16 protein-coding genes are annotated in these 19,109 nt (G+C 72.2%); 10 read left to right on the plus strand and 6 right to left on the minus strand.

From position 1 onward, the window contains the following. Positions 1-125: 125 nt before the first annotated feature. The 5 genes from ACH4TG_RS27030 to ACH4TG_RS27050 all read right to left on the minus strand — a co-directional run bounded on the left by ACH4TG_RS27030 (position 126) and on the right by ACH4TG_RS27050 (position 3,690). Positions 126-1,544: an MFS transporter gene (locus ACH4TG_RS27030; RefSeq protein ID WP_398245130.1), complete on the minus strand. Its 1,419-nt coding sequence runs from the start codon at positions 1,542-1,544 to the stop codon at positions 126-128. A gap of 238 nt (positions 1,545-1,782) precedes the next feature. Beyond that, on the minus strand, positions 1,783-2,073 hold the full coding sequence (locus ACH4TG_RS27035) for a DUF3817 domain-containing protein (protein WP_398245131.1): 291 nt from the start codon (positions 2,071-2,073) through the stop codon (positions 1,783-1,785). Positions 2,074-2,075: 2 nt separating this feature from the next. Continuing rightward, positions 2,076-2,576 carry a hypothetical protein gene (locus tag ACH4TG_RS27040; protein ID WP_398245132.1) on the minus strand — a complete coding sequence of 167 codons (501 nt, stop codon included), beginning with the start codon at positions 2,574-2,576 and terminating at the stop codon, positions 2,076-2,078. Next, entirely contained in the window at positions 2,573-2,890 is a 318-nt protein-coding gene (locus tag ACH4TG_RS27045; RefSeq protein WP_398245133.1) for a hypothetical protein, read from the minus strand. The genes ACH4TG_RS27040 and ACH4TG_RS27045 overlap by 4 nt, the downstream gene beginning before the upstream one ends. 80 nt (positions 2,891-2,970) lie before the next feature. Then, on the minus strand, positions 2,971-3,690 hold the full coding sequence (locus tag ACH4TG_RS27050) for a DJ-1/PfpI family protein (RefSeq protein WP_398245135.1): 720 nt from the start codon (positions 3,688-3,690) through the stop codon (positions 2,971-2,973). A gap of 196 nt (positions 3,691-3,886) precedes the next feature. Here ACH4TG_RS27050 and ACH4TG_RS27055 point away from each other — a divergent pair, with 196 nt between their 5' ends. Beyond that, entirely contained in the window at positions 3,887-4,825 is a 939-nt protein-coding gene (locus tag ACH4TG_RS27055) for a GlxA family transcriptional regulator (RefSeq protein WP_398245136.1), read from the plus strand. 89 nt (positions 4,826-4,914) lie between these two features. After that, positions 4,915-5,379: a phage tail protein gene (locus ACH4TG_RS27060; protein WP_398245137.1), complete on the plus strand. Its 465-nt coding sequence runs from the start codon at positions 4,915-4,917 to the stop codon at positions 5,377-5,379. Between the two features lie 78 nt (positions 5,380-5,457). Here the strand turns inward: ACH4TG_RS27060 and ACH4TG_RS27065 are convergent, their stop codons facing one another. Then, positions 5,458-8,499, minus strand: a complete 3,042-nt coding sequence (locus tag ACH4TG_RS27065) for a beta-L-arabinofuranosidase domain-containing protein (protein WP_398245138.1) — start codon at positions 8,497-8,499, stop codon at positions 5,458-5,460. Between the two features lie 725 nt (positions 8,500-9,224). On the opposite strand from ACH4TG_RS27065, the gene ACH4TG_RS27070 reads away from it, so the two are divergent. From ACH4TG_RS27070 to ACH4TG_RS27105, 8 genes are read left to right on the plus strand one after another with little or no spacing between them, the layout of a single operon-like run. Continuing rightward, positions 9,225-11,114 (plus strand): glycoside hydrolase family 127 protein, encoded by a 1,890-nt coding sequence (locus ACH4TG_RS27070; RefSeq protein ID WP_398245139.1) that lies wholly within the window; start codon positions 9,225-9,227, stop codon positions 11,112-11,114. A gap of 37 nt (positions 11,115-11,151) precedes the next feature. Beyond that, positions 11,152-12,828, plus strand: coding sequence for an ABC transporter substrate-binding protein (locus ACH4TG_RS27075; RefSeq protein WP_398245140.1), 1,677 nt, complete (start codon positions 11,152-11,154; stop codon positions 12,826-12,828). Positions 12,829-12,835: 7 nt separating this feature from the next. Continuing rightward, positions 12,836-13,795, plus strand: a complete 960-nt coding sequence (locus ACH4TG_RS27080) for an ABC transporter permease (RefSeq protein WP_398245141.1) — start codon at positions 12,836-12,838, stop codon at positions 13,793-13,795. Next, positions 13,795-14,784, plus strand: coding sequence for an ABC transporter permease (locus tag ACH4TG_RS27085; protein WP_398245142.1), 990 nt, complete (start codon positions 13,795-13,797; stop codon positions 14,782-14,784). Before ACH4TG_RS27080 ends, ACH4TG_RS27085 begins: the two co-directional genes overlap by 1 nt. Next, the gene (locus tag ACH4TG_RS27090; RefSeq protein ID WP_398245143.1) at positions 14,781-15,611 is read left to right on the plus strand and encodes an ABC transporter ATP-binding protein; all 831 of its coding nucleotides are present in this window, start codon (positions 14,781-14,783) and stop codon (positions 15,609-15,611) included. The genes ACH4TG_RS27085 and ACH4TG_RS27090 overlap by 4 nt, the downstream gene beginning before the upstream one ends. After that, positions 15,608-16,429 (plus strand): ATP-binding cassette domain-containing protein, encoded by an 822-nt coding sequence (locus ACH4TG_RS27095; RefSeq protein ID WP_398245144.1) that lies wholly within the window; start codon positions 15,608-15,610, stop codon positions 16,427-16,429. Before ACH4TG_RS27090 ends, ACH4TG_RS27095 begins: the two co-directional genes overlap by 4 nt. Further along, the gene (locus tag ACH4TG_RS27100) at positions 16,426-17,718 is read left to right on the plus strand and encodes an alpha/beta fold hydrolase (protein WP_398245145.1); all 1,293 of its coding nucleotides are present in this window, start codon (positions 16,426-16,428) and stop codon (positions 17,716-17,718) included. The genes ACH4TG_RS27095 and ACH4TG_RS27100 overlap by 4 nt, the downstream gene beginning before the upstream one ends. Then, positions 17,711-19,030 carry an aminopeptidase P family protein gene (locus ACH4TG_RS27105; protein WP_398245146.1) on the plus strand — a complete coding sequence of 440 codons (1,320 nt, stop codon included), beginning with the start codon at positions 17,711-17,713 and terminating at the stop codon, positions 19,028-19,030. The genes ACH4TG_RS27100 and ACH4TG_RS27105 overlap by 8 nt, the downstream gene beginning before the upstream one ends. The last annotated feature ends 79 nt before the right edge of the window (positions 19,031-19,109 follow it).

Here is a 19,109-nt window from a genome sequence, read left to right on the forward strand (position 1 = left end):
ACCTGGGCGACGGCGTCGCTGGGGACCCTGGTAGTGGATGCGGACGCCCTCGCGCCGGGTCGCGACGAACCACCCCGAGCCGCCGCGGCGATTTCGGCACTGCCTGCGGGCGGCGGGCTACCGGTCTAGCCGGCCTGCCCGGCCTGCCCGGCCTGCCCGGCTTGCGGGACGGCCGGGCGGCGGCCGTGCGCGGTGGCGGCGACGGCCGGGAGGACGGCGAGGGCGAGGACGCCGCCGGTCAGGGCGAGGACGGGGTACCCGGCCAGGTCGACGACGACGCCGGAGGTGATCCCGCCGGTGGCGCCCGCGATGGCGATCGCCACGTCGACCATGCCCTGGGTCCTGGCGCGGGTGGCCAGGGGGACGGCGTCGGTGATGAGCGCGGTGCCCGCGACGAGGCCGAAGTTCCAGCCCAGGCCGAGCAGCGCCAGGGCCAGAGCCAGGAGGGCGACGGAGTCGCCGGGTGCGAGGGCGGCCAGCAGGCCGGCGGCGAGGAGGGTGACGCCGGCGGCGCCGGCCACCGTGGTGCGGCCGAGGCGGTCGGCGAGGCGCCCGGTCAGCGGTGACGGCAGGTACATCGCGCCGACGTGGGTGCCGATGACCAGGCCGGACGCCGCCGTTCCGTGGCCGTGGTCGTGCAGGTGGACCGGCGTCATCGTCATGATCGCGACCATGACGAGCTGTGTCGTGATCATCACCAGCGCGCCGAGCACGACGCCGCCCGGCGGGTTCGCCGGCCGTGGCGCGTCGGCCACGCGGGCAGGGACGGTCCCAGGGCGCGCGTCCTCTGCGGCGTCCGCCTCCTTCACGGCGTCCGGGACGGGTTCCGGGGCATCGGGCCGGGCCCCGGCGTCCGGCGCCGGGGCCGCGGCGAGGGAGTGGGCGAGCAGCAGGGGATCGGGGCGGAGGAAGAGCGCCAGCACGAGGGCGGCCGCCGCGTACGCGACTCCGGACAGCAGGAACGGCCCGGCCAGCCGCGGGATGCCGAGCGCGGCGGCCAGATTCCCGGTGGGAGCCGCGAGGTTGGGGCCGACGACACCGCCGAGGGTCGTCGCGACCAGGACGGTGGACACCGCGCGGGCGCGGTGGGTGGGCGCGGCGAGATCCGCACCGGCGTAACGGGCCTGGAGGTTGGTGGCGGTGCCGGCGCCGTAGACGAACAGGGCGGCGAACAGCAGGGCGGGGCTGCTCAGGGTGGCCGCGGCGATGACCCCGGCGCAGCCGGCGGCGCCGGTGAGGTATCCGGCGGCAAGACCCGGACGGCGCCCCTTCACCTGCGAGATGCGGCCGACGGTGATCGCGGCGAGCGCGCTGCCCGCGGTGAACAAGGCGCTGGGCAGCCCGGCGAGGCCCGCGGTCCCGAGCATGTCCTGCGCCAGCAGGGCGCCGACGGTGATGCCCGCGGCCAGGCCCGCGCCGCTGAGGATCTGGGAGGCGACCAGGACGCGCAGGATGCGGGCCTGCGCCCGGTCGACGTCGGGTATCGCGGCGGCGGCCGCCGTGGAACTGGAGCCGGCTCCGGCGGGGGCGGGGGGCTGGGGCATGGCGTGCTCTCTGGCGGTAGGCGGCGGGGGAGCCGGTGGCGGCGGGCGTTCGCGAGCGCCGGTCCGGTATCTGGCGGCACGGCGGGTCCCGCCCCGCTCGCCGGTCGTGACCTGCACGGTAGCGGCCCTGGTCCCTGCCGGGAGGCAGCGGCCCCCGCCCGCTGGATCGCCGGCCGCCTGGACGCCCCTCCCGCGGTGGAGTGGTGTCCGGGCGGCCGGCCCTCTTGCGCCGCGCGGGTCAGGACGGGGCGGGCTGCCTGGGACGCGGGTCCGGCGTCGCGGGGGTGCGGCGCAGACGGCGCAGGGCGAGCAGTCCGCCGGCGCCCGGGACCAGGGACAGGGCCTTCGCGGAGGGCGTGGCCTGGTCGAGGCGCCAGGTCGCGGCCACGACGAACAGGTACGCGCAGCCGTGGGTGGGCCCCAACAGCGCCGACAGGGACGGGAGATGAGCGGTGAACAGATTGGCCAGCATCGCGATCAGCGAGACGAGTTCGGCGTGCGCGGCGATGCGCAGGTGACGCAACGGCACGGTCACACCCCCGTGGTGGAGCCGGGGCGGACGATCATCAGGACGGTGACCGTGGCCCACAGCAGGTTGAACACGCCGGTCAGCATGGCCAGACGCTGCGGCGCCGCAAGGGAGTTGGCCACGGTCCCGGCCAGGGCCTCGCTCTGCGCGGGCAGGATCAGCAGGGCGAGGACACCCGCGGCCGCCGCCGTCAGCACGATCGAGGCGATCAGCCAGCCGCTCCCGAGGACGCCGAGACTGCTCGCCGTGGCGAACCCGAAGACGGGAACGGCGAGACCGACGCCCGCGTAGACGCGGCAGATGCGGTGCAGCGTCCGCAGCGTCGCCGGCGCGTCGCCCCCACCCGGGCCGCCGGGGTCACCGGGGTCACCGGAACCGGCGGTCTCCCGGGATTCGGCGCGGGCGCGCCGCAGCGCCGGGGGGAACATGCTCGCGGCGACGGCCACCGGACCGACGGCCATGACGGCGGCCAGCACGTGCACGGCCAGCAGGAACTTCGTCATGACCGGTCCTCCGCGGCGGTGCGGCGCTCGCCGGTGACCTTCGAGGCGGGCAGCCGGCCCGCCCTGGAGGTGCCGGTCAGCGTGTCGCCATCGATCGTCACGTCGAAGGCGAGGTTCAGCCGGAGGGGTCTGGTGATGGCCTGCGTCCAGGTGAGCCGGTCGCCGTCGAGGACGATGCCGGTCAGCGGTACCTCCTCACCGGTTCCTCGGGCCGTCCCGGTCAGGACGCCGTCCTGCCGGCGGAGGTCGACCACGGCGTGGATCTTTCCGATGGGGGTGCGGAGGGACAGGTTCCAGGTGCCTTCTGCGGACATGCTGAGGGTCTTTCTGACAGGTGGGACGTCTGGTCGACAAAGGGGGGCCGCCGAACCGGCGGCCGGGGCCCGGAGGTGGTTCAGAAAGCGGCGGGCGCCGGGCCTCGCGCGCGCCAGACGGTGCCGCGCCGCTCGTGGGCGAACAGCTCCTCGACGGCGTGGGCGACACGCGGGCCCACCTCGCGCTCCAGCAGGTACAGGCCCAGATCGAGTCCTGAGGTCACGCCAGCGCCGGTCACCAGGCCGCCGTCGTCGACGACCCGCGCGGCGACGGCGCGCGCGCCGGTGGCGTCGAGCATGTCCAGACCCAGGTGGTGGGTGGTGGCGTGGCGCCCCTCCAGCAGGCCGCACATGGCCAGGACGAGCGAGCCGCCGCAGACCGCGGCGACCGTCACCTCGGGGTCGTCCATCGCCCGTTTCAGCAGCGCGGGCAGTCCGGTCGTCAGCGTGCGGGCGAGCACGACCGGGATGAGCTCGTCCTCCCTCCCCGCGGCGGCTCCCACCGCGCCGTCCGGCCCTTCCCCGCCCGGTGCCTCCTGCTGCGGCACCTCGCCGGGTGCGCCCACGCGGCCGGATGCACCCGGGACCAGGACCAGGTCCGCGCGTTCCGGGTCGAGGGCGGCGGTGGCGCGCAGTGCCAGGCCCCCGGTGCCGCTGACCACCTCTCGGGGGCCTTCCGCGGACACCAGCTCCACGCTCACCGCGCCCCGCGAGGCGACGCCGCCGGCGTGCAGCACCTCGTAGGGGGCGACGACGTCGAGCGGGTCGAAGCCGTCGAAAAGGACGATCTGGATGTGCATCGACGTTCCTTCGGTGTCGATCTCTGTTGGTCGCTGCGAAGTCAACCCGCTGCCGGCGCGGCGTCCCAGTGGCGTGAGTGACGTGTTTCAACGGAATATCGCCAACCGCTGGATGAGGGCCCGCAACGGCGGTGACATGGGGATATCCGCGGATCCTGGCCGAAGCGGCAGATCGTCGAGGAGGTAGGTTCCTGCCATGCACACCGTCGCCGTGCTCGCGCTGGACCAGGTGATCCCATTCGACCTGTCCACTCCGATCGAGGTCTTCACGCGCGCCCGGCTGCCCGACGGGCGCCCCGGTTACCAGGTGCGCGTGTGCGCCGAGCGCGAGGAGGTCGACGCGGGGACCTTCACGCTGCGCGCCCGCTGGGGCCTCGACGGGCTCCGCGACGCGGACACCGTCATCGTGCCCGGTGTCAGCGACCCCACGGCCCCGCTGCCCCCGGACGTCCGCGACGCGCTCCGCGCGGCCGCCGCCGACGGCACGCGCATCGCCTCCATCTGCACCGGCACGTTCCCGCTGGCCGCCACCGGGCTGCTCGACGGGCTGCGGGTGACCACCCACTGGCTCGCGGCCGGGCTGCTTGCCGCCACCCACCCGGAGCTCGAGGTCGACCCGGACGTCCTCTACGTCGACAACGGCCTGATCCTCACCTCGGCCGGCGCCGCCGCGGGCCTGGACCTGTGCCTGCACATGATCCGCCGCGACTACGGCTCCGCGGTCGCCGCCGACGCCGCCCGGCTCTCCGTTATGCCGCTCGAACGGGAGGGCGGGCAGGCGCAGTTCATCGCCTACGACCACGCGCCCACGCCGCAGGGCTCCGCTTTGGAGGCGCTGCTCGACTGGCTGCGGGACAACCTCGGCCGCGAGCTGACGCTCGCCGACATCGCCGCCCAGGCCGGCACCAGCACCCGCACGCTGATCCGCCGCTTCCGCGAGCAGACCGGCAGCACCCCGCTGCAGTGGCTCCACCGGGCCCGCGTCCGCCAGGCGCAGCACCTGCTGGAGACCACCGAGCACTCCGTCGAGCGCATCGGCTCCCAGGTCGGCTTCGGCTCGCCGACGGCCTTCCGCGACCGTTTCAAACGCACGACCGGCGTCAGCCCGCAGGCGTACCGGCGCACCTTCGGCTGACCGCCCGCGAGACCCGCTGCCGAGGGCAGGAACTGCCCGAGCGCGAAGGATCTGCAAGGATGTGCGGTGGATTGTCCTCAGGAGGCCACATGCCGTACACCGTCGACTTCGAGAACGTCGCCACGACCGGCCTGGAATCGTCCCCGGTCGCCGATGCCCTGGCCGGACTGCGCGCCAACGAGGCACGCTACTACCGGAACAAGTACGACCACGTCTTCACCGTCAGCCCCGCGGGCGAGGCGCCCGAGGTGCTCGACTGGGTGAACCGCATCCTCTCAAAGGAGCGCGACCTCGCCATCTCCTCCCGCCCGCTGGAGGTGACGTCCTTCGAGGTGGACGGCCTCCGGATGGCCTACGTCTTCTACGAGTCCGGCCTGTCGATCAACGTGATGTACGGCATCGAGGACGGCAAGAAGCGCGCCGTAGGCTTCAAGCTCTCCCAAGGCATGGAAGTACCCGAGGAGTTGGCCTCCCGCTTCAAGTTCGCCCGCCAGAAGTCCAAACTCGCCGGCGAGATCCGCGGCTCCTTCTTCGTGATCAAGGGCGAGTACTGATCCGCGCGGCGCCCGGCCTCGGGAGCCGGGTGCCGCGCGGTGCGGCCGGGGTGCCGCCCGGGGAGGGACGGGGCGCGGTCAGGGGGTGAGCTGGGTGCGGGCGCGGGCGGCGGCCGCGACCACGGTGTCCTTCTGCGCCGCGGTGAGCAGGCCGCGGCCCTGGAAGTCGTCCGCGGTGCGGGCCACGGCCGAGACGAAGTCGCCGTGCGTGTGGAACGGGGCCTGGTCCCACACCACGTCCAGGAACGTGAGGCCGTCGTGGCCCGGCGAGGCGACGCCCTCGACCGGCATGTCGTAGGCGGGCAGCCCGTCGTCCCGCTTGACGTTGGGCACTCCGGTGGCGACCGGACCGAAGACGATGTCGGGTTCGACGCGGCGGAAGTAGGCCGACTGCGGCTGCGGGTCCCCGACGTACCACGGCTGCAGCCGCAGCGTCCCCGCGGTGAAGGTCGGGTCGCCCGCGGCGGTCGGCGCGCCCGGCGTGAGGGCGGCCCGGGTGTAGTCGCCGTCGCGCTTCAGGCCGGAGTAGAGCGTGAGCCGCCGGTACGCGCCGTTCCCCGGGTCGCCGAGGATCGACATCAGCACCGGCCCCCAGAACACCGACTGCGTGTCGGGCCGGTCGGTGGCGCGCTCGATGCGGATGCGGAACGGCATGGCGACGTCGATCACGTCGCCGCTGCGCCACGTCCTGCTGAGCGTGAGGTAGGTGCCCGGCTTCGCGTGCACTCCTGCGTCGACGCCGTTGATCCGGACGGTGAACCCGCCGGTGGCCCACGCCGGGACGCGCAGCTTGACGTCGAGCCGGCCGCTGCCGGTGATCGTCAGCCGGGAGGTGTCGCCGCGCGGGAACCGCGTCTGCTGGTCGACGGTGAAGCCGCGCTCGGGCCAGGTCAGCGTGGAGGCGAGGTAGAGGTTGACCCACAGCGTAGAGCCGTCCGCGGAGCGCGCGTACACCAGCTCCTGGTACTTGGTCTGGTCCTCCAGGCCCGCGCCCCCGTCGCCGGTGCCCAGGTTGCCGAAGTCCCGGCTCGCACCCGGGGCGAGCGACTGGAAGTAGGTGATGAGCGGATCGCCGGTGCTGTCGGAGTCCTGCCGCGAACCGAGGATCTGGTTGACCACCGCGCGCTCGTAGTAGTCGACGTACGCCGCGTCGGGCACGTGGAAGAACAGGTTGCGGACCAGCTTGACGAGGCTGTGGGTGGCCTCGGTCTCCGAACCGCTGTGGGTCAGCGCGTTGGCGATGTCGCCGCGGTTCTGGAACTGCTCGTCGTTGGCGTTGGAGCCCGGATACGTGCCGCCGGTGCCGCCGATGGCGTACATCCGGTGCGGGACGACCATGCCGAAGAAGTTCTTCGCGACCCGCAGGTACTCCTGCTCCCCGGTCTGCTCGTAGATCCGCAGGTAGCCGAGGTTGTTGGGGATGTGCTGGTTGGCGTGCAGGCGGTCAGGCCGCCGCGGGCCCGGGTTCCTGTCGTGCGTGACGGTGAGGATGTCCTCGTTCCGGTCGCAGGCGCCGAACAGCGACTGCCGGTTGTCGAAGAACTTCGCCGTCTCCAGGTACTTCGCGTCGCCGGTCAGCGCGTACACCTCCGCGATCGGCTCGGCGACCGCGTTGAACTCGCCCGCGATGTACGTGTCCCACATGAGGTTCAGGTCGGCCCGGGTGATCGGGCCCTGGTACTGCGGGTTGTTGACGTCGCCCAGCGTCAGCGTCAGATGCGCCCAGTCGGCCATCTTCGTCACGACCTGGAGGGCCTGCGCGTTGCCGGTGGCGTAGTGGACGTCGAGCAGGCCGCGCATCAGCATGTGCTGGGTGTACCAGGGGGCCCAGGTCCCGGTGTCGCCGCCGTAGGTGGCGAAGCGCGGCGGGCCGAGCCGCAGGACCAGGTCGTCGGGGAGCGCGCCCAGGTAGCCGGGGTGGGTGGGCACCCAGTCGGCGGGGTCGGGCGCGGGGACAACGGTGGCCGGGCGGTGGTGCGGCGAGGAGTCGACGGCCTCGGTGCCGCCGTCCTCGTCGAACCCGTACCAGGCGACGCTGCCGCCGCCGGTGGTCCCGGCCGCCGACCCGGTCAGCGACAGCACCTCCGCCTGCGTCAGCGCCCGGTCGTAGATCTGGAACTCGTCGACGGCGGCGTCCAGGGGCGGGTCGCCGTACTGGGAGCGGCCGATCCACACGTTGCCCGCGCCCGCCAGGTCGGACGGAGTGAGGGTGAGCGCGGTGTTCCGGGCCACCTGCTCGCCGCCGACGTACAGCGTGCCGGTGCCGCCCGCGAGGGTGACCGCGACATGGGTCCAGCCGGTGGGGATCGGGTCGGGCGCGTCGATCCGCTGCTCGCCCTGCGAGCCGCCGGTGGTGATCGCGAAGCGCGCGCCACCGCCTCCCGCGCTCACGGTGAGGAACATGTTGGTCCCGGTGCCGCTGCCGAAGTCGAAGACACGGGACCAGTCCTGACCGTCGGTCGAGGCCCGGTTGATCCAGGTCGCGACGGTGAAGTCGGTGAGGCCCGCGAGGACCGCGGACGGCAGCGCCACGTACTGGGCGGGAGCGTCACCGCCCAGCTTCAGCGCCTGGCCGAACCGGCCGGCGACGCGGCCGATCGGCGGCTGCGCCGCGCCGCCCCCGGCCGTCCTGGCGGAGATGGCGTCCTGCACCGCCGCCAGCTCGCGGACGATCCAGTCGCTCTTGTCCTTGAAGACCTGCTCGCCGTCGTCGCAGTAGGCGTGGGCCAGCGACGTCAGGTAGTAGCCGGTCCAGTGGCCGGTCAGCTGGCCGCCGTCCTCCCAGCCGCCGACGACGGGCACGCCCGGCGGGTTGGGCCGGCCGGCGTTCGCGTTGAACGGGACCAGGAAGCGGCGCTCGTCGAACTCCCGGATGAACGCCTTCATCCGGTCCCGCTTCTCCTGGAAGACGCTCGGGCCCAGCTTCACCTCCTGGAGCGCGAAGGGCCGCACCGGCGCGTTGCTGCCCGCGCCGGCGAACGGAGGCAGGGTGGTCGCGGCGGTCCTGCCCGCGGGGGCCGCGGCGGCCTGGGCGGGGCCGGCCAGCCCCCGGGTGGTCGCCGCGGCGGCGACCGCCACCGCGGACACCCGCATGAAGTCGCGCCGCCTCAGAGGACTCATCTGCATTCGTTCCCTTCGAAGGTGGTCGGGCAGGGTGAAGCAGCCCGTGGGTGCGTGTTGTGAGCGCTAACAATTTGTCCGGCTGGTGATCGCGGGCCTCCCGGCGGCTTGTGGTCGCGGGAATCGCAGGGGGGACATCGCCGCGGCGGCCGAGGGGCGAAACCGCGGGAGTCGTGAGGCCGAGCCGCCTGGCGCGTGGGTGAACTGATCCAGACGGCCTGAGAGTTGCTGGCGAACGGTAGGCAACTACTGGGGGAAAGTGCGGCGTTGGGTTCGCGGTGCAGCATGGCACAGCCCCCTGATCCATGCAATGTTACATGCTACGAATGCGGGGAAGGCATAAGAAGGGCTGACCGCAACTCGCCCTGCCGGTGCGGCATTTCGCCACGGTGTCGGCCGGGGGGCGGTCGTTGCTCCCCTGGTGGCGCCCTTCCCGCGGGCCGTCGCTTCTCGCGGACGTCGCGACGCCGGCAGGGGGCATCGCGCGGCCGGAGCGTCGCGCGGGCGCCGGCCCGGCCGCGCCGCACTCCGCGAGGCTGGCGTGACCAGTGGGGCTGGATTTCTCGCGGTGACCCATTGCTGTTCACTCAGCCGAGGCCCTATGGTCTGTGCAATGCCACATACCACTGGGAGACTCAATGACATCTGTGCAGATCAGGGCCGGTGCCGGCGACCGGCCGGGAGCGGTACGCACGCAAGCGGGGGCTGTGGCTCCGCTTGCGTCGGTGCGTATCACCGGCGGTTTGCTCGGTGAGTGGCAGGACCGGAACCGGCGCGCGACGATCCCGCACACGGTGGAGCAGCTGCGCGCGGCGGGCAACGTCGCGAACCTGAGCCGCCTGCTCGAGGAGGACCCGGCACCCTTCCGCGGGCGCTACCCGTTCCTCGACACCGACCTGTACAAGACCCTGGAGGGTCTGGCCTACGAGATCGGCGCGGACGCCGCCGGCGGCGCCGATGAGGAGACGCGGCGCTTCTTCGACGAGGTGGTCGGGATGCTGGAGCGGGTGCAGGCCGACGACGGCTACCTGAACTCCTTCTTCCAGGACCCCGCGGGCGAGAAGAAGCCGTGGGAGGACCTGTCCTGGGGCCACGAGCTGTACAACCTCGGGCATCTGATCCAGGCCGCGGTGGCGGCCGAGCGGCGGATGGGCGACGGCCGGCTCCTCGCCGTGGCCGTGAAGTTCGCCGACCTGGTGGTGCGCCGCTTCGGTGAGGGCGGCCAGGAGGCGGTGTGCGGCCACCCCGAGGTGGAGATGGCCCTGGTCGAGCTGTACCGGGAGACCGGCAACCGCGACTACCTCACCCAGGCCCGGCTGTTCGTGGACCGCCGCGGCCAGGGGAACCTCACCCACCGCATCTTCCCGCCCGAGTACTTCCAGGACCACCTGCCCTTCCGCGAGCTGCCGTCCGTCACCGGACACGCGGTGCGCATGGTGTACCTGGCCGCCGGCGCCACCGACCTCTTCCTGGAGACCGGCGACGAGACGCTGTTCGAGGCGCTCGACCGGCTGTGGGACGACATGGCCGCCACCAAGCTCTACTTCACCGGCGGGCTGGGCAGCCGGCACTCCGACGAGGCGATCGGCGACCGCTACGAGCTCCCGTCCGAGCGCTCCTACAGCGAGACCTGCGCCGCCATCGCCACCATGCAGTGGGCCTGGCGCATGTTCCTGGCCACCGGCCGGGCCACCTACCTCGACGTCTTCGAGCTGGTGCTGTTCAACGCCTACGCGGTGGGCCTGTCCGCCGACGGGAAGGCGTTCTTCTACGACAACCCGCTCCAGCGCCGCCCCGACCACGAGCAGCGCAGCGGCGCCGAGACCGGCGGCGAGCTGCTGCGCCGCGGCTGGTTCGGCTGCCCCTGCTGCCCGCCCAACATCGTGCGCTGGATGGCCCAGCTCCAGGACCACGTGGCCGCCGAGCGCGACGACGCCCTCTTCGTCGCCCAGTACGCCGAGTCCCGGATCGAGACCGCGTCGCTGGCGGTGACCGTGCAGACGGCCTACCCCTGGAACGGCGACGTGCGGCTGACCGTGGACCGCGCCGCCGACCGCCCGTACGCGGTCAAGCTGCGGATTCCCGCCTGGGCGCGGGACGTCACGCTGGACGGCGAGCCGGTGGCGGCCGAGGACGGCTGGCTCACGGTCGAGAGGCGGTGGACCGAGGGCGACTCGATCCTGCTGAGCATCCCGATGCCGGTCCGCGCCCACGGCTCGCATCCGCACCTGGACGCGACCCGCGGTGCCGTCGGCGTCGCCCGCGGCCCGCTCGTCTACTGCCTGGAGCAGCAGGACACGGCGCTCCCCGTCGACGACCTTGTTGTTAGCGCTAACGATGTTGCCGGGGCGGTCCCCGCGCAGCAGCCCGACGGCGAGGCGACCGACGACGCCCTGGCCGGCGCGGTCCTGCTGCGGGCCGCCGCGACCGCCGCCCCCGCGCTCTCCGCGCAGCTGTACCCCGAACTCACGGCGGGACGGACGGACGCCGCCCCGCAGGGTCCCGGCACGGCGGACGCCGCCGTACCGGAGGCCGTCCCCGTGACCCTCGTCCCCTACTTCCTGTGGGGCAACCGCAGGCCGGAGGCCATGCGCGTATGGCTCCGGGCCCACTGACCGCATCCACCCACCCCACCGATCAAAGGACTGCCCCATGAGGAGAACCACCGCCGTCACCGGCGTGACCGCCCTCGGAATGCTGATGCTCGCGGCCTGCAACGGCGGCCCGGGCGCGACCAACAAGGCCGGCGCCGGGCCCGGGCAGGCGGCCGCCAGCGGCGGCACCGTGCACGTGCTCGCCAACGCGGACTTCTCCCACCTGGACCCCGGCCTCGGCTGGGACGGCGGGGTCAACAACTTCTACCGGCTCATCTACCGCGGCCTGACCACGTTCGGCGCGGGCGCCGGTGCCAAGGGCACCAAGGTCGTCCCCGACCTGGCGACCGACCTCGGGACCCCGTCCGACGATGCCAAGACCTGGACCTACCACCTCAAGGACGGCGAGAAGTTCGAGAACGGCGCGCCGATCGACAGCGCCGCCGTCAAGTTCGGCATCGAGCGCGCCTGGGACCCGGAAATGGGCGGCTCGCCCTACCCGCGGCTGCTGATCGACGCGCCCGCCGACTACAAGGGGCCCTACCAGTCGGGTGATCTGAAGTCGATCGAGACGCCGGACGCCACGACGGTCGTCTTCCACCTCAAGAAGTCCTTCCCGGACTTCGCGAGCGCCCTGACCATGCCGAACTTCACGCCGTTCCCCAAGGGCACCGGCGCCGGGCACGCCTTCGACACCAAGCCGATCGCCTCCGGCCCCTACAAGGTGGCCAGCTACGTCCACGGTGCGTCCCTCAAGCTGGTCCGCAACCCCGAGTGGAACAAGTCGACCGACAGCATCCGCGCGGCCAAGCCCGACGGGTTCCAGTGGACCTTCGGTCTCGACGGCGCCACCATCGACGAGCGGATGCTGGCCGGGCAGGGCGCCGACGCCGACGCGATCACCGGCACCATCCAGGCGGCGACCGTGTCGCGGATCCAGACCCCGCAGCTGAAGGCCCGCACCCTGACCGGGCTGACCGGCTGTACCACCTACCTGTCGATGAACACCACGCGGAAGAACCTCGACAACCTCAAGGTCCGCCAGGCCATCGAGTACGCCGTCAACAAGGACACCACGGTGGCCGCGCTCGGCGGCTCGCAGCTCGCGGCCAAGGCGACCGCGATCCAGCCGCCGACCATGCTCGGCCGCAAGGAGTACGACCCCTACCCGTACAGCCTGGACAAGGCGCGCCAGCTGCTCGCCGAGGCGGGCCTGTCGAGCGGGTTCTCGCTGACCCTGGACGCCCGTCCGGTGGCCGCCCAGACCGCCGTCGCGGTCGCGGTGCAGGAGTCGCTCAAGCCGCTGGGGATCAAGGTCAAGATCAACAACATCGACACCTCGACGTTCTACGAGGTGATCGCGACGCCGGCCAAGCAGCACGACATGGCGCTCACCGGCTGGTGCCCTGACTGGGCGTCCGGCGCGACGTTCCTGCCGCCGCTGTTCGACGGCCGCACCATCACCTCGACCGCGAACAACAACCTGGCCCAGCTGAACGACGCCGGCGTCAACCAGCAGATCGACAAGATCGCCGCCATGAAGGACGTCGCCGCCGCCAACACCGCGTACGGCGACCTGGACCAGCAGATCATGGCGCAGGCCCCGATCGTGCCGCTGGACTACGACAAGGTCGTCACCGTCACCGGCTCCAACATCGCCGGCGCCTACCTGTCCAACTCCTACTCCGGCGGCATCGACCTGGTCTCGGTCGGCCTCAAGGACCCGGGAAAGTAGGCCCCCGATGACCACTGCCGCCGCCACCTCGCGTGACGCGCAGGCCGACCCGTCGGCGGGCGCACCCGGTGCGCCCGCCACGGCGGGGCGCCGGATCACCGGTGCCCTGCTGCACGACCGGGCGGCCGTGCTCAGCGCCGGCTTCATCGCCCTGATGGTGCTGATGGCGCTGTGCGCACCGCTGATCAGCGCGCTCACCGGCCACGGGCCGACCGCCTTCGACACCTCCGCCATCAACGTCGACAACGGCGGGCTGCCCAAGGGCTCGCTGGGCGGCATCAGCGCCGAGCACCTGCTCGGCGTCGAGCCGCTCAACGGACGCGACCTGCTGGCCCGCGTCGCCTACGGAGCGCGGGTGTCGTTCCTGATCGCCGCGGCCGCGACCGTGCTCACCACGCTGCTCGGGGTGGTGTTCGGCATGCTCGCCGGCTTCTACGGCGGATGGGTCGACCAGATCGTGTCCCGGGTCATGGACTTCCTGATGGCCTTCCCGGCGCTGATCTTCATGATCGCCATCCTGTCGTCGCTGCCGGCCGGCAACCGCTCGCTGCTGCTGGTCGTGGTGATCAGCGGCTTCGGCTGGCCGTACCTGGCCCGCGTGGTCCGCGGTCAGACGCTGACGCTGGTGAACCGGGACTTCGTCGAGGCCGCCCGTGCCTCGGGCGCCTCCACCAGGGCGCTGGTGTTCAAGGAGATCCTGCCGAACCTGCGCAGCTCGCTGATCGTGATGACCACCCTCGCGGTGCCCGGGTACATCGGCACCGAGGCCGGGCTGTCCTTCCTGGGCGTGGGCGTGAGCCCGCCGACCCCCTCCTGGGGCCAGATGATCTCCAGCTCGGTCAGCTGGTACGCGGTGGACCCGATGTACTTCGCGGTCCCCGGCGTCCTGCTGTTCCTCACCGTCCTGTCCCTCACCGTGCTCGGAGACCGCGTCCGGGCCGCCACCGACGCGGGGGAGGCCGCCTGATGGCGCGTTACATCTCGGGACGCATCGCGGGCCTGGTGCTGATCCTCTTCATGGTCTGCCTGTTCACCTATCTCATCTTCTTCGAGCTCTCGCCCGACCCTGCGCTGATGATCTGCGGGAAGACCTGCACCCCGGAGCGGGTCGACCAGATCCGCTCCTCGCTCGGCCTGGACAAGCCGTTCCTGGTCCAGTTCTGGGACTTCGTCAGCGGGCTGTTCGCGGGCCGGGACTACGGGTCCGGCGCCAACCTCGTGCACTGCGGGGCGCCCTGTCTCGGCTACTCGTTCCAGACCAGCCAGCCGGTGTGGCAGATGGTCACCGAGCGGCTCCCGGTCACCGCCACGGTCGCGGTCGGCGCGGCCGTGCTGTGGCTGCTGCTGGGCATCGCGGCCGGCCTGATCAGCGCCGTGAAGGAGGGCAGCTGGTGGGACCGCGCCATGATGGGCCTGGCCCTGGGCGGCGCCAGCATCCCCAACTACGTGCTGGCGCTCGCGCTGCAGTACGTCCTGGTGGTCAAGCTGCAGATCCTGCCGTTTCCCTCGGCGGTGTCGTTCTTCGACGACCCGGTGCTGTGGTTCGAGTCGTATCTGATGCCGTGGATCGTGCTGGCCACCGGGTACGCGTGCCTGTACGCCCGGCTGACCAGAGCCAACGTCATCGACACCCTGGCCGAGAACTTCATGCGGACCGCCCGGTCCAAGGGCCTGCCCCCGGCGCTCACCATGCGCCGGCACGCCCTGCGGCCGGCACTCACCCCGGTCACCACGATCTTCGGCATGGACTTCGCCGCGCTGCTCGGCGGCGCGCTGATCACCGAGACCGTCTTCGGTCTCAACGGCGTCGGCAAGATGGCCGCCGACTCGATCGCGAAGAACGACCAGCCGGTGATCATGGCGGTCACCCTGCTCGCCGCGTTCTTCGTGGTGGTGGGCAACCTCGTGGTCGACCTCGTCTACACCTGGCTCGACCCGAGAGTGAGGATCCGATGACCGGCGAACGCAAGGACGAGCTGCTCGTCGTCGAGCACCTCACGGTGACGCTGCCGACCTCCCGTGGGCCGGTGGACGTGGTCAAGGACGTGTCGTTCACCGTGGGCCGGGACGAGACCGTCGGCATCGTCGGCGAGTCCGGCTCCGGCAAGTCGATGACGAGCCTGGCCGTGATGGGACTGCTGCCGCGCGGCGCGCGGACCCAGGGCAGCATCCGGCTGGACGGTGTCGAACTGCTCGGCCGCAAGGACCGCGAGATGCGCGCGATCCGCGGCGAGCAGGCGTCCATGATCTTCCAGGACCCGCTGTCCTCGCTGAACCCGTACTACACCGTCGGTCTGCAGATCGAGGAGATGTACCGGGCCCACCGCGGCGGTTCGCGCAAGGCCGCGGCCAAGGTCGTCGTCGAGGCGCTGGAGCAGGTCGGCATCCCCGAACCGGAGCGCCGGGCGGGCTACTACCCGCACCAGTTCTCCGGCGGCCAGCGGCAGCGCGTGATGATCGCGATGGCCCTGGTCTGCTCGCCGGCCCTGCTCATCGCCGACGAGCCGACCACCGCCCTGGACGTGACCGTGCAGGCGCAGATCCTGCGCCTGCTGGCGGACCTGCAGCAGCAGACCGGCACCGGGATGGTGTTCATCACCCACGACCTGGCGGTGATCAGCTCGATCGCCACCCGGGTACTGGTGATGTGCCAGGGCGAGCCGGTGGAGTACGGCACCGCGGAGCAGGTCTTCGCCGAACCCCGGCACGCCTACACCCGCAAGCTGCTGGACAGCATCCCGCGCATCACCGACGACCTCCCGGCCGACGAGGTGACCCTGTGACCGACATCCTGCTCAGCGCGCGCAATCTGACCAAGCGCTTCACCACCCGCGGCCCCTACGGGCGCAAGACCGAGTTCACCGCCGTGGACGGCGTGAGCTTCGACGTGCGGCTGGGGGAGACGCTGGCGGTGGTCGGCGAGTCCGGCAGCGGCAAGTCCACCAGCGCGCGGATCGTCGCCAAGCTGATGGAACCCACCGCCGGCGTCCTGGAGTTCGAGGGCGAGGACGTCACCGGTGCGACCGGCGCGCGGCTCGCCCACTACCGGGCCAACGTGCAGGTGGTGTTCCAGGACCCGTTCTCCTCGCTCAACCCCCGCCACACCGTCGAGCGCATCCTGATGGCGCCGCTGGAGTACCAGGGCATCGCGCCCGCCGGCGGCCGCAAGGCGTACACCAAGGAGCTGATGGAGCGGGTCGGCCTCAACCCGGACCACTCCCAGCGCTACCCCGCGCAGTTCTCCGGCGGCCAGGCGCAGCGGATCGGCATCGCCCGGGCGCTGGCGGTCAACCCGAAGCTGGTGATCTGCGACGAGGCGGTGTCCGCGCTGGACGTGTCCGTCCAGGCGCAGGTCATCGAGCTGCTGCAGCGGCTGCAGCGGGAGAGCGGCTTCAGCTACGTCTTCATCGCCCACGATCTGGCGGTGGTCCGCCAGATCGCCCAGCGGGTGGCGGTCATGAGCAAGGGAAGGATCGTCGAGCAGGGCAGTTGCGAGCAGGTCTTCAACCGCCCGGACGACCCCTACACCCGGACGCTGCTCGCCGCGATCCCGCGGATCAACCCCGAATGGGAGCGCCGAAGGAGGGCTGCCACCGCATGAGCGGCATCGTCACCTACACCATCCCCGGCATGCGGGTCCGCGAACAGCTCGTGGACGTGCCGCTGGACTGGTCCGACCCCGGGCGCGGCACGATCCAGCTGTTCGTCCGCGACATCGCGGACCCGGTACGGGCCGGCGAGGACCTGCCGTGCCTGGTCTACCTGCAGGGCGGCCCCGGCGGTAAGGGCCCGCGCCCGCTGGACCGGAACGGCTGGCTCGGCGTGGCGCTGAAGACCCACCGCGTGGTGCTGGTCGACCAGCGCGGCACCGGCCGCAGCACCCGGATCGACGGCCGGCGGATGAGCGCGTTCGCGACCGCGCGCGAGGGCGCGGACTTCCTCGCCTGCTTCCGGGCGGACGCCATCGTGGCCGACCACGAGCACCTGCGCAGGACCGTCTACGGCGGCCGGCGCTGGTCCACGCTCGGCCAGTCCTACGGCGGCTTCCTCACCCTGACCTACCTGTCGCGGGCCCCCGAGGGGCTGAGCGCCTGCCACGTCGCGGGCGGGCTGCCCGGACTCGACCCGTCGGCCGCCGAGGTCTACCGGCGCACCTATCCACGGGTGGAGGCCAAGAACGCGCTGTTCTACCGGCGCTACCCGCACGCGGCGGAGTACGTCGCCCGGATCGCCGACCGGCTCGCCGAGGGCGACGTGCGGCTGCCCGACGGCGACCTGCTGACCGTCCGGCGGCTGCAGTCGCTCGGTATCGACCTCGGGATGAAGCCCGGCCACGAGCGGCTGCACTGGCTGCTCGACGAGGCGTTCAACGGCGGGGAGCTGTCGGCGACGTTCCTGCACCAGGTGCTTGCCAGGACCTCGTACAGCGACAACCCGCTGTTCGCGGCGATGCAGGAGAGCATCTACGGCCACGGCGCGGGAGCGACCGGCTGGGCGGCGCAGGCCGAGCGGGAGCGGCACCCGCAGTTCGCCGAGGACGCCAGGCCGCTGCTGTTCACCGGCGAGATGATCTACCCCTGGATGTTCGAGGAGATCACCGAACTGCGCCCGTTCCGCGGTGCGGTGGACTTGCTGGCCGCGCGGGACGACTGGCCGCCGCTGTACGACCTGGACCGGCTGGCGGCCAACGAGGTCCCGGTCGCCGCCGCCGTGTACCACGACGACATGTACGTGGACGCGGGCCTGCAACTGGACACCGCGGCCCGGGTCGGCAACACCCAGACCTGGGTCACCAACGAGTACGAGCACGACGGCATCGGCGACGAGCGGGTGTTCACCCGGCTCGGACAGCTGGTGCGCGACACAGGAGGAGGAATCACCAGTGCGTGAGGGCAAGCCCCCGAAGCTGACCGAGATCCCGGCGTTCACCGCGTACATGGGCACGCAGTGGGACACCCTGGACCGTACGCCGTCGGTCGTCCCCGGCGCCGCCGAGGCGGCGGCCGCCCACCGGGCCCGGCTCGCCGAGGCGCTGCCCGGCCGGACCGTCGTGATCGCCGCCGGCGAGGCGCCGATCCGCAGCAACGACACCGCGTACGACTTCCGCCCGGACAGCGACTTCTACTGGCTGACCGGCTGCGCGATCGAGAACGCCGTCGTGGTCGTGAACTCCGGCGACGCCGTCCTCTACATGCCGCCGCCGGCCTACCCGGGCGACCTGGGCTTCTGGTCCGACGCCCGGTACGGCGAGCTGTGGGTCGGGGCCGCGCCCGGGCCCGAGGACTGGGCGCGGGTGCTGGGCATCGACGTGCGGCCGCTGTCGGAGCTGCGCGACGAGGTGCTCGCCGACCAGGAGGCCGCCCGGACGCTGGCGCACCTGCGGATGTACAAGGACGCCTGGGAGATCGACCAGCTGCGGCAGGCGGTGGACCGCACCGTCGAGGGGTTCGCCGAGGTCGTCCGGGAGATCCCGGTCGCCGTCGCCGGGCGCGGCGAGCGCTGGCTGCAGGGCACGTTCGACCGGTACGCCCGCGCCTACGGCAACGGTCCCGGCTACGCGTCGATCGTCGGCAGCGGCAAGCACGCGCCCACCCTGCACTGGGTGCGCTGCGACGGCCCGGTGCTCCCCGAGGAGCTGCTGCTGCTCGACATGGGAGTGGAGGTCAACAGCCACTACACCGCCGACGTCACCCGGACGTTCCCGGCCTCGGGACGGTTCTCCGCCGCCCAGCGCCAGGTGCACGACCTGGTGGAGAAGGCCCACCGGGCGGGACTCGCGGCGGTCGGCCCCGGCCACGCCTTCACCGAGTTCCACCACGCCTCGATGGAGGTGATCGCGCGCGGGCTCGACGACTGGGGCCTGCTGCCGGTGTCCGTCGACGAGGCGCTGTCCGACGCCGGCCAGCACCACCGCCGCTATCTGATCTGCGGCATCGGCCACCACCTCGGCCTCGACGTGCACGACTGCGCCCAGGCCGCCCCCGAGGCGTACCAGGGTGCCACCATGGGCGAGGGGATGGTGCTCACCGTCGAACCGGGGCTGTACTTCCACGCCCACGACCTGACGGTGCCGCCGGAGCTGCGCGGGATCGGCGTGCGGATCGAGGACGACATCCTGGTGACCCGCGACGGGTCCGAGGTGCTGTCCCGCGCGCTGCCGCTGGACGCCGATGGCCTGGAGAAATGGATGGCCGGCCAGTGAGCCGGTAGACCCTCCAGGGTCTATGCGATGTGACATTGCACTGATAGTCTTTTGTTTACCATCACTCAAGGAGCCGCAG

Origin of the sequence: Streptomyces sp. NPDC020917 (assembly GCF_044333795.1) — a bacterium.
Taxonomy (GTDB): domain Bacteria; phylum Actinomycetota; class Actinomycetes; order Streptomycetales; family Streptomycetaceae; genus Actinacidiphila.

Bases quoted from the DNA above. Each gene is read 5' to 3' on its own strand.
- ACH4TG_RS27085 (WP_398245142.1), top strand. From the start codon at position 13,795: ATGGCGCGTTACATCTCGGGACGCATCGCGGGCCTGGTGCTGATCCTC.
- ACH4TG_RS27055 (WP_398245136.1), top strand. From the start codon at position 3,887: ATGCACACCGTCGCCGTGCTCGCGCTGGACCAGGTGATCCCATTCGAC.
- ACH4TG_RS27040 (WP_398245132.1), bottom strand. From the start codon at position 2,576: ATGACGAAGTTCCTGCTGGCCGTGCACGTGCTGGCCGCCGTCATGGCC.
- ACH4TG_RS27045 (WP_398245133.1), bottom strand. From the start codon at position 2,890: ATGTCCGCAGAAGGCACCTGGAACCTGTCCCTCCGCACCCCCATCGGA.
- ACH4TG_RS27090 (WP_398245143.1), top strand. From the start codon at position 14,781: ATGACCGGCGAACGCAAGGACGAGCTGCTCGTCGTCGAGCACCTCACG.
- ACH4TG_RS27065 (WP_398245138.1), bottom strand. From the start codon at position 8,499: ATGAGTCCTCTGAGGCGGCGCGACTTCATGCGGGTGTCCGCGGTGGCG.
- ACH4TG_RS27060 (WP_398245137.1), top strand. From the start codon at position 4,915: ATGCCGTACACCGTCGACTTCGAGAACGTCGCCACGACCGGCCTGGAA.
- ACH4TG_RS27075 (WP_398245140.1), top strand. From the start codon at position 11,152: ATGAGGAGAACCACCGCCGTCACCGGCGTGACCGCCCTCGGAATGCTG.
- ACH4TG_RS27050 (WP_398245135.1), bottom strand. From the start codon at position 3,690: ATGCACATCCAGATCGTCCTTTTCGACGGCTTCGACCCGCTCGACGTC.
- ACH4TG_RS27030 (WP_398245130.1), bottom strand. From the start codon at position 1,544: ATGCCCCAGCCCCCCGCCCCCGCCGGAGCCGGCTCCAGTTCCACGGCG.
- ACH4TG_RS27080 (WP_398245141.1), top strand. From the start codon at position 12,836: ATGACCACTGCCGCCGCCACCTCGCGTGACGCGCAGGCCGACCCGTCG.
- ACH4TG_RS27100 (WP_398245145.1), top strand. From the start codon at position 16,426: ATGAGCGGCATCGTCACCTACACCATCCCCGGCATGCGGGTCCGCGAA.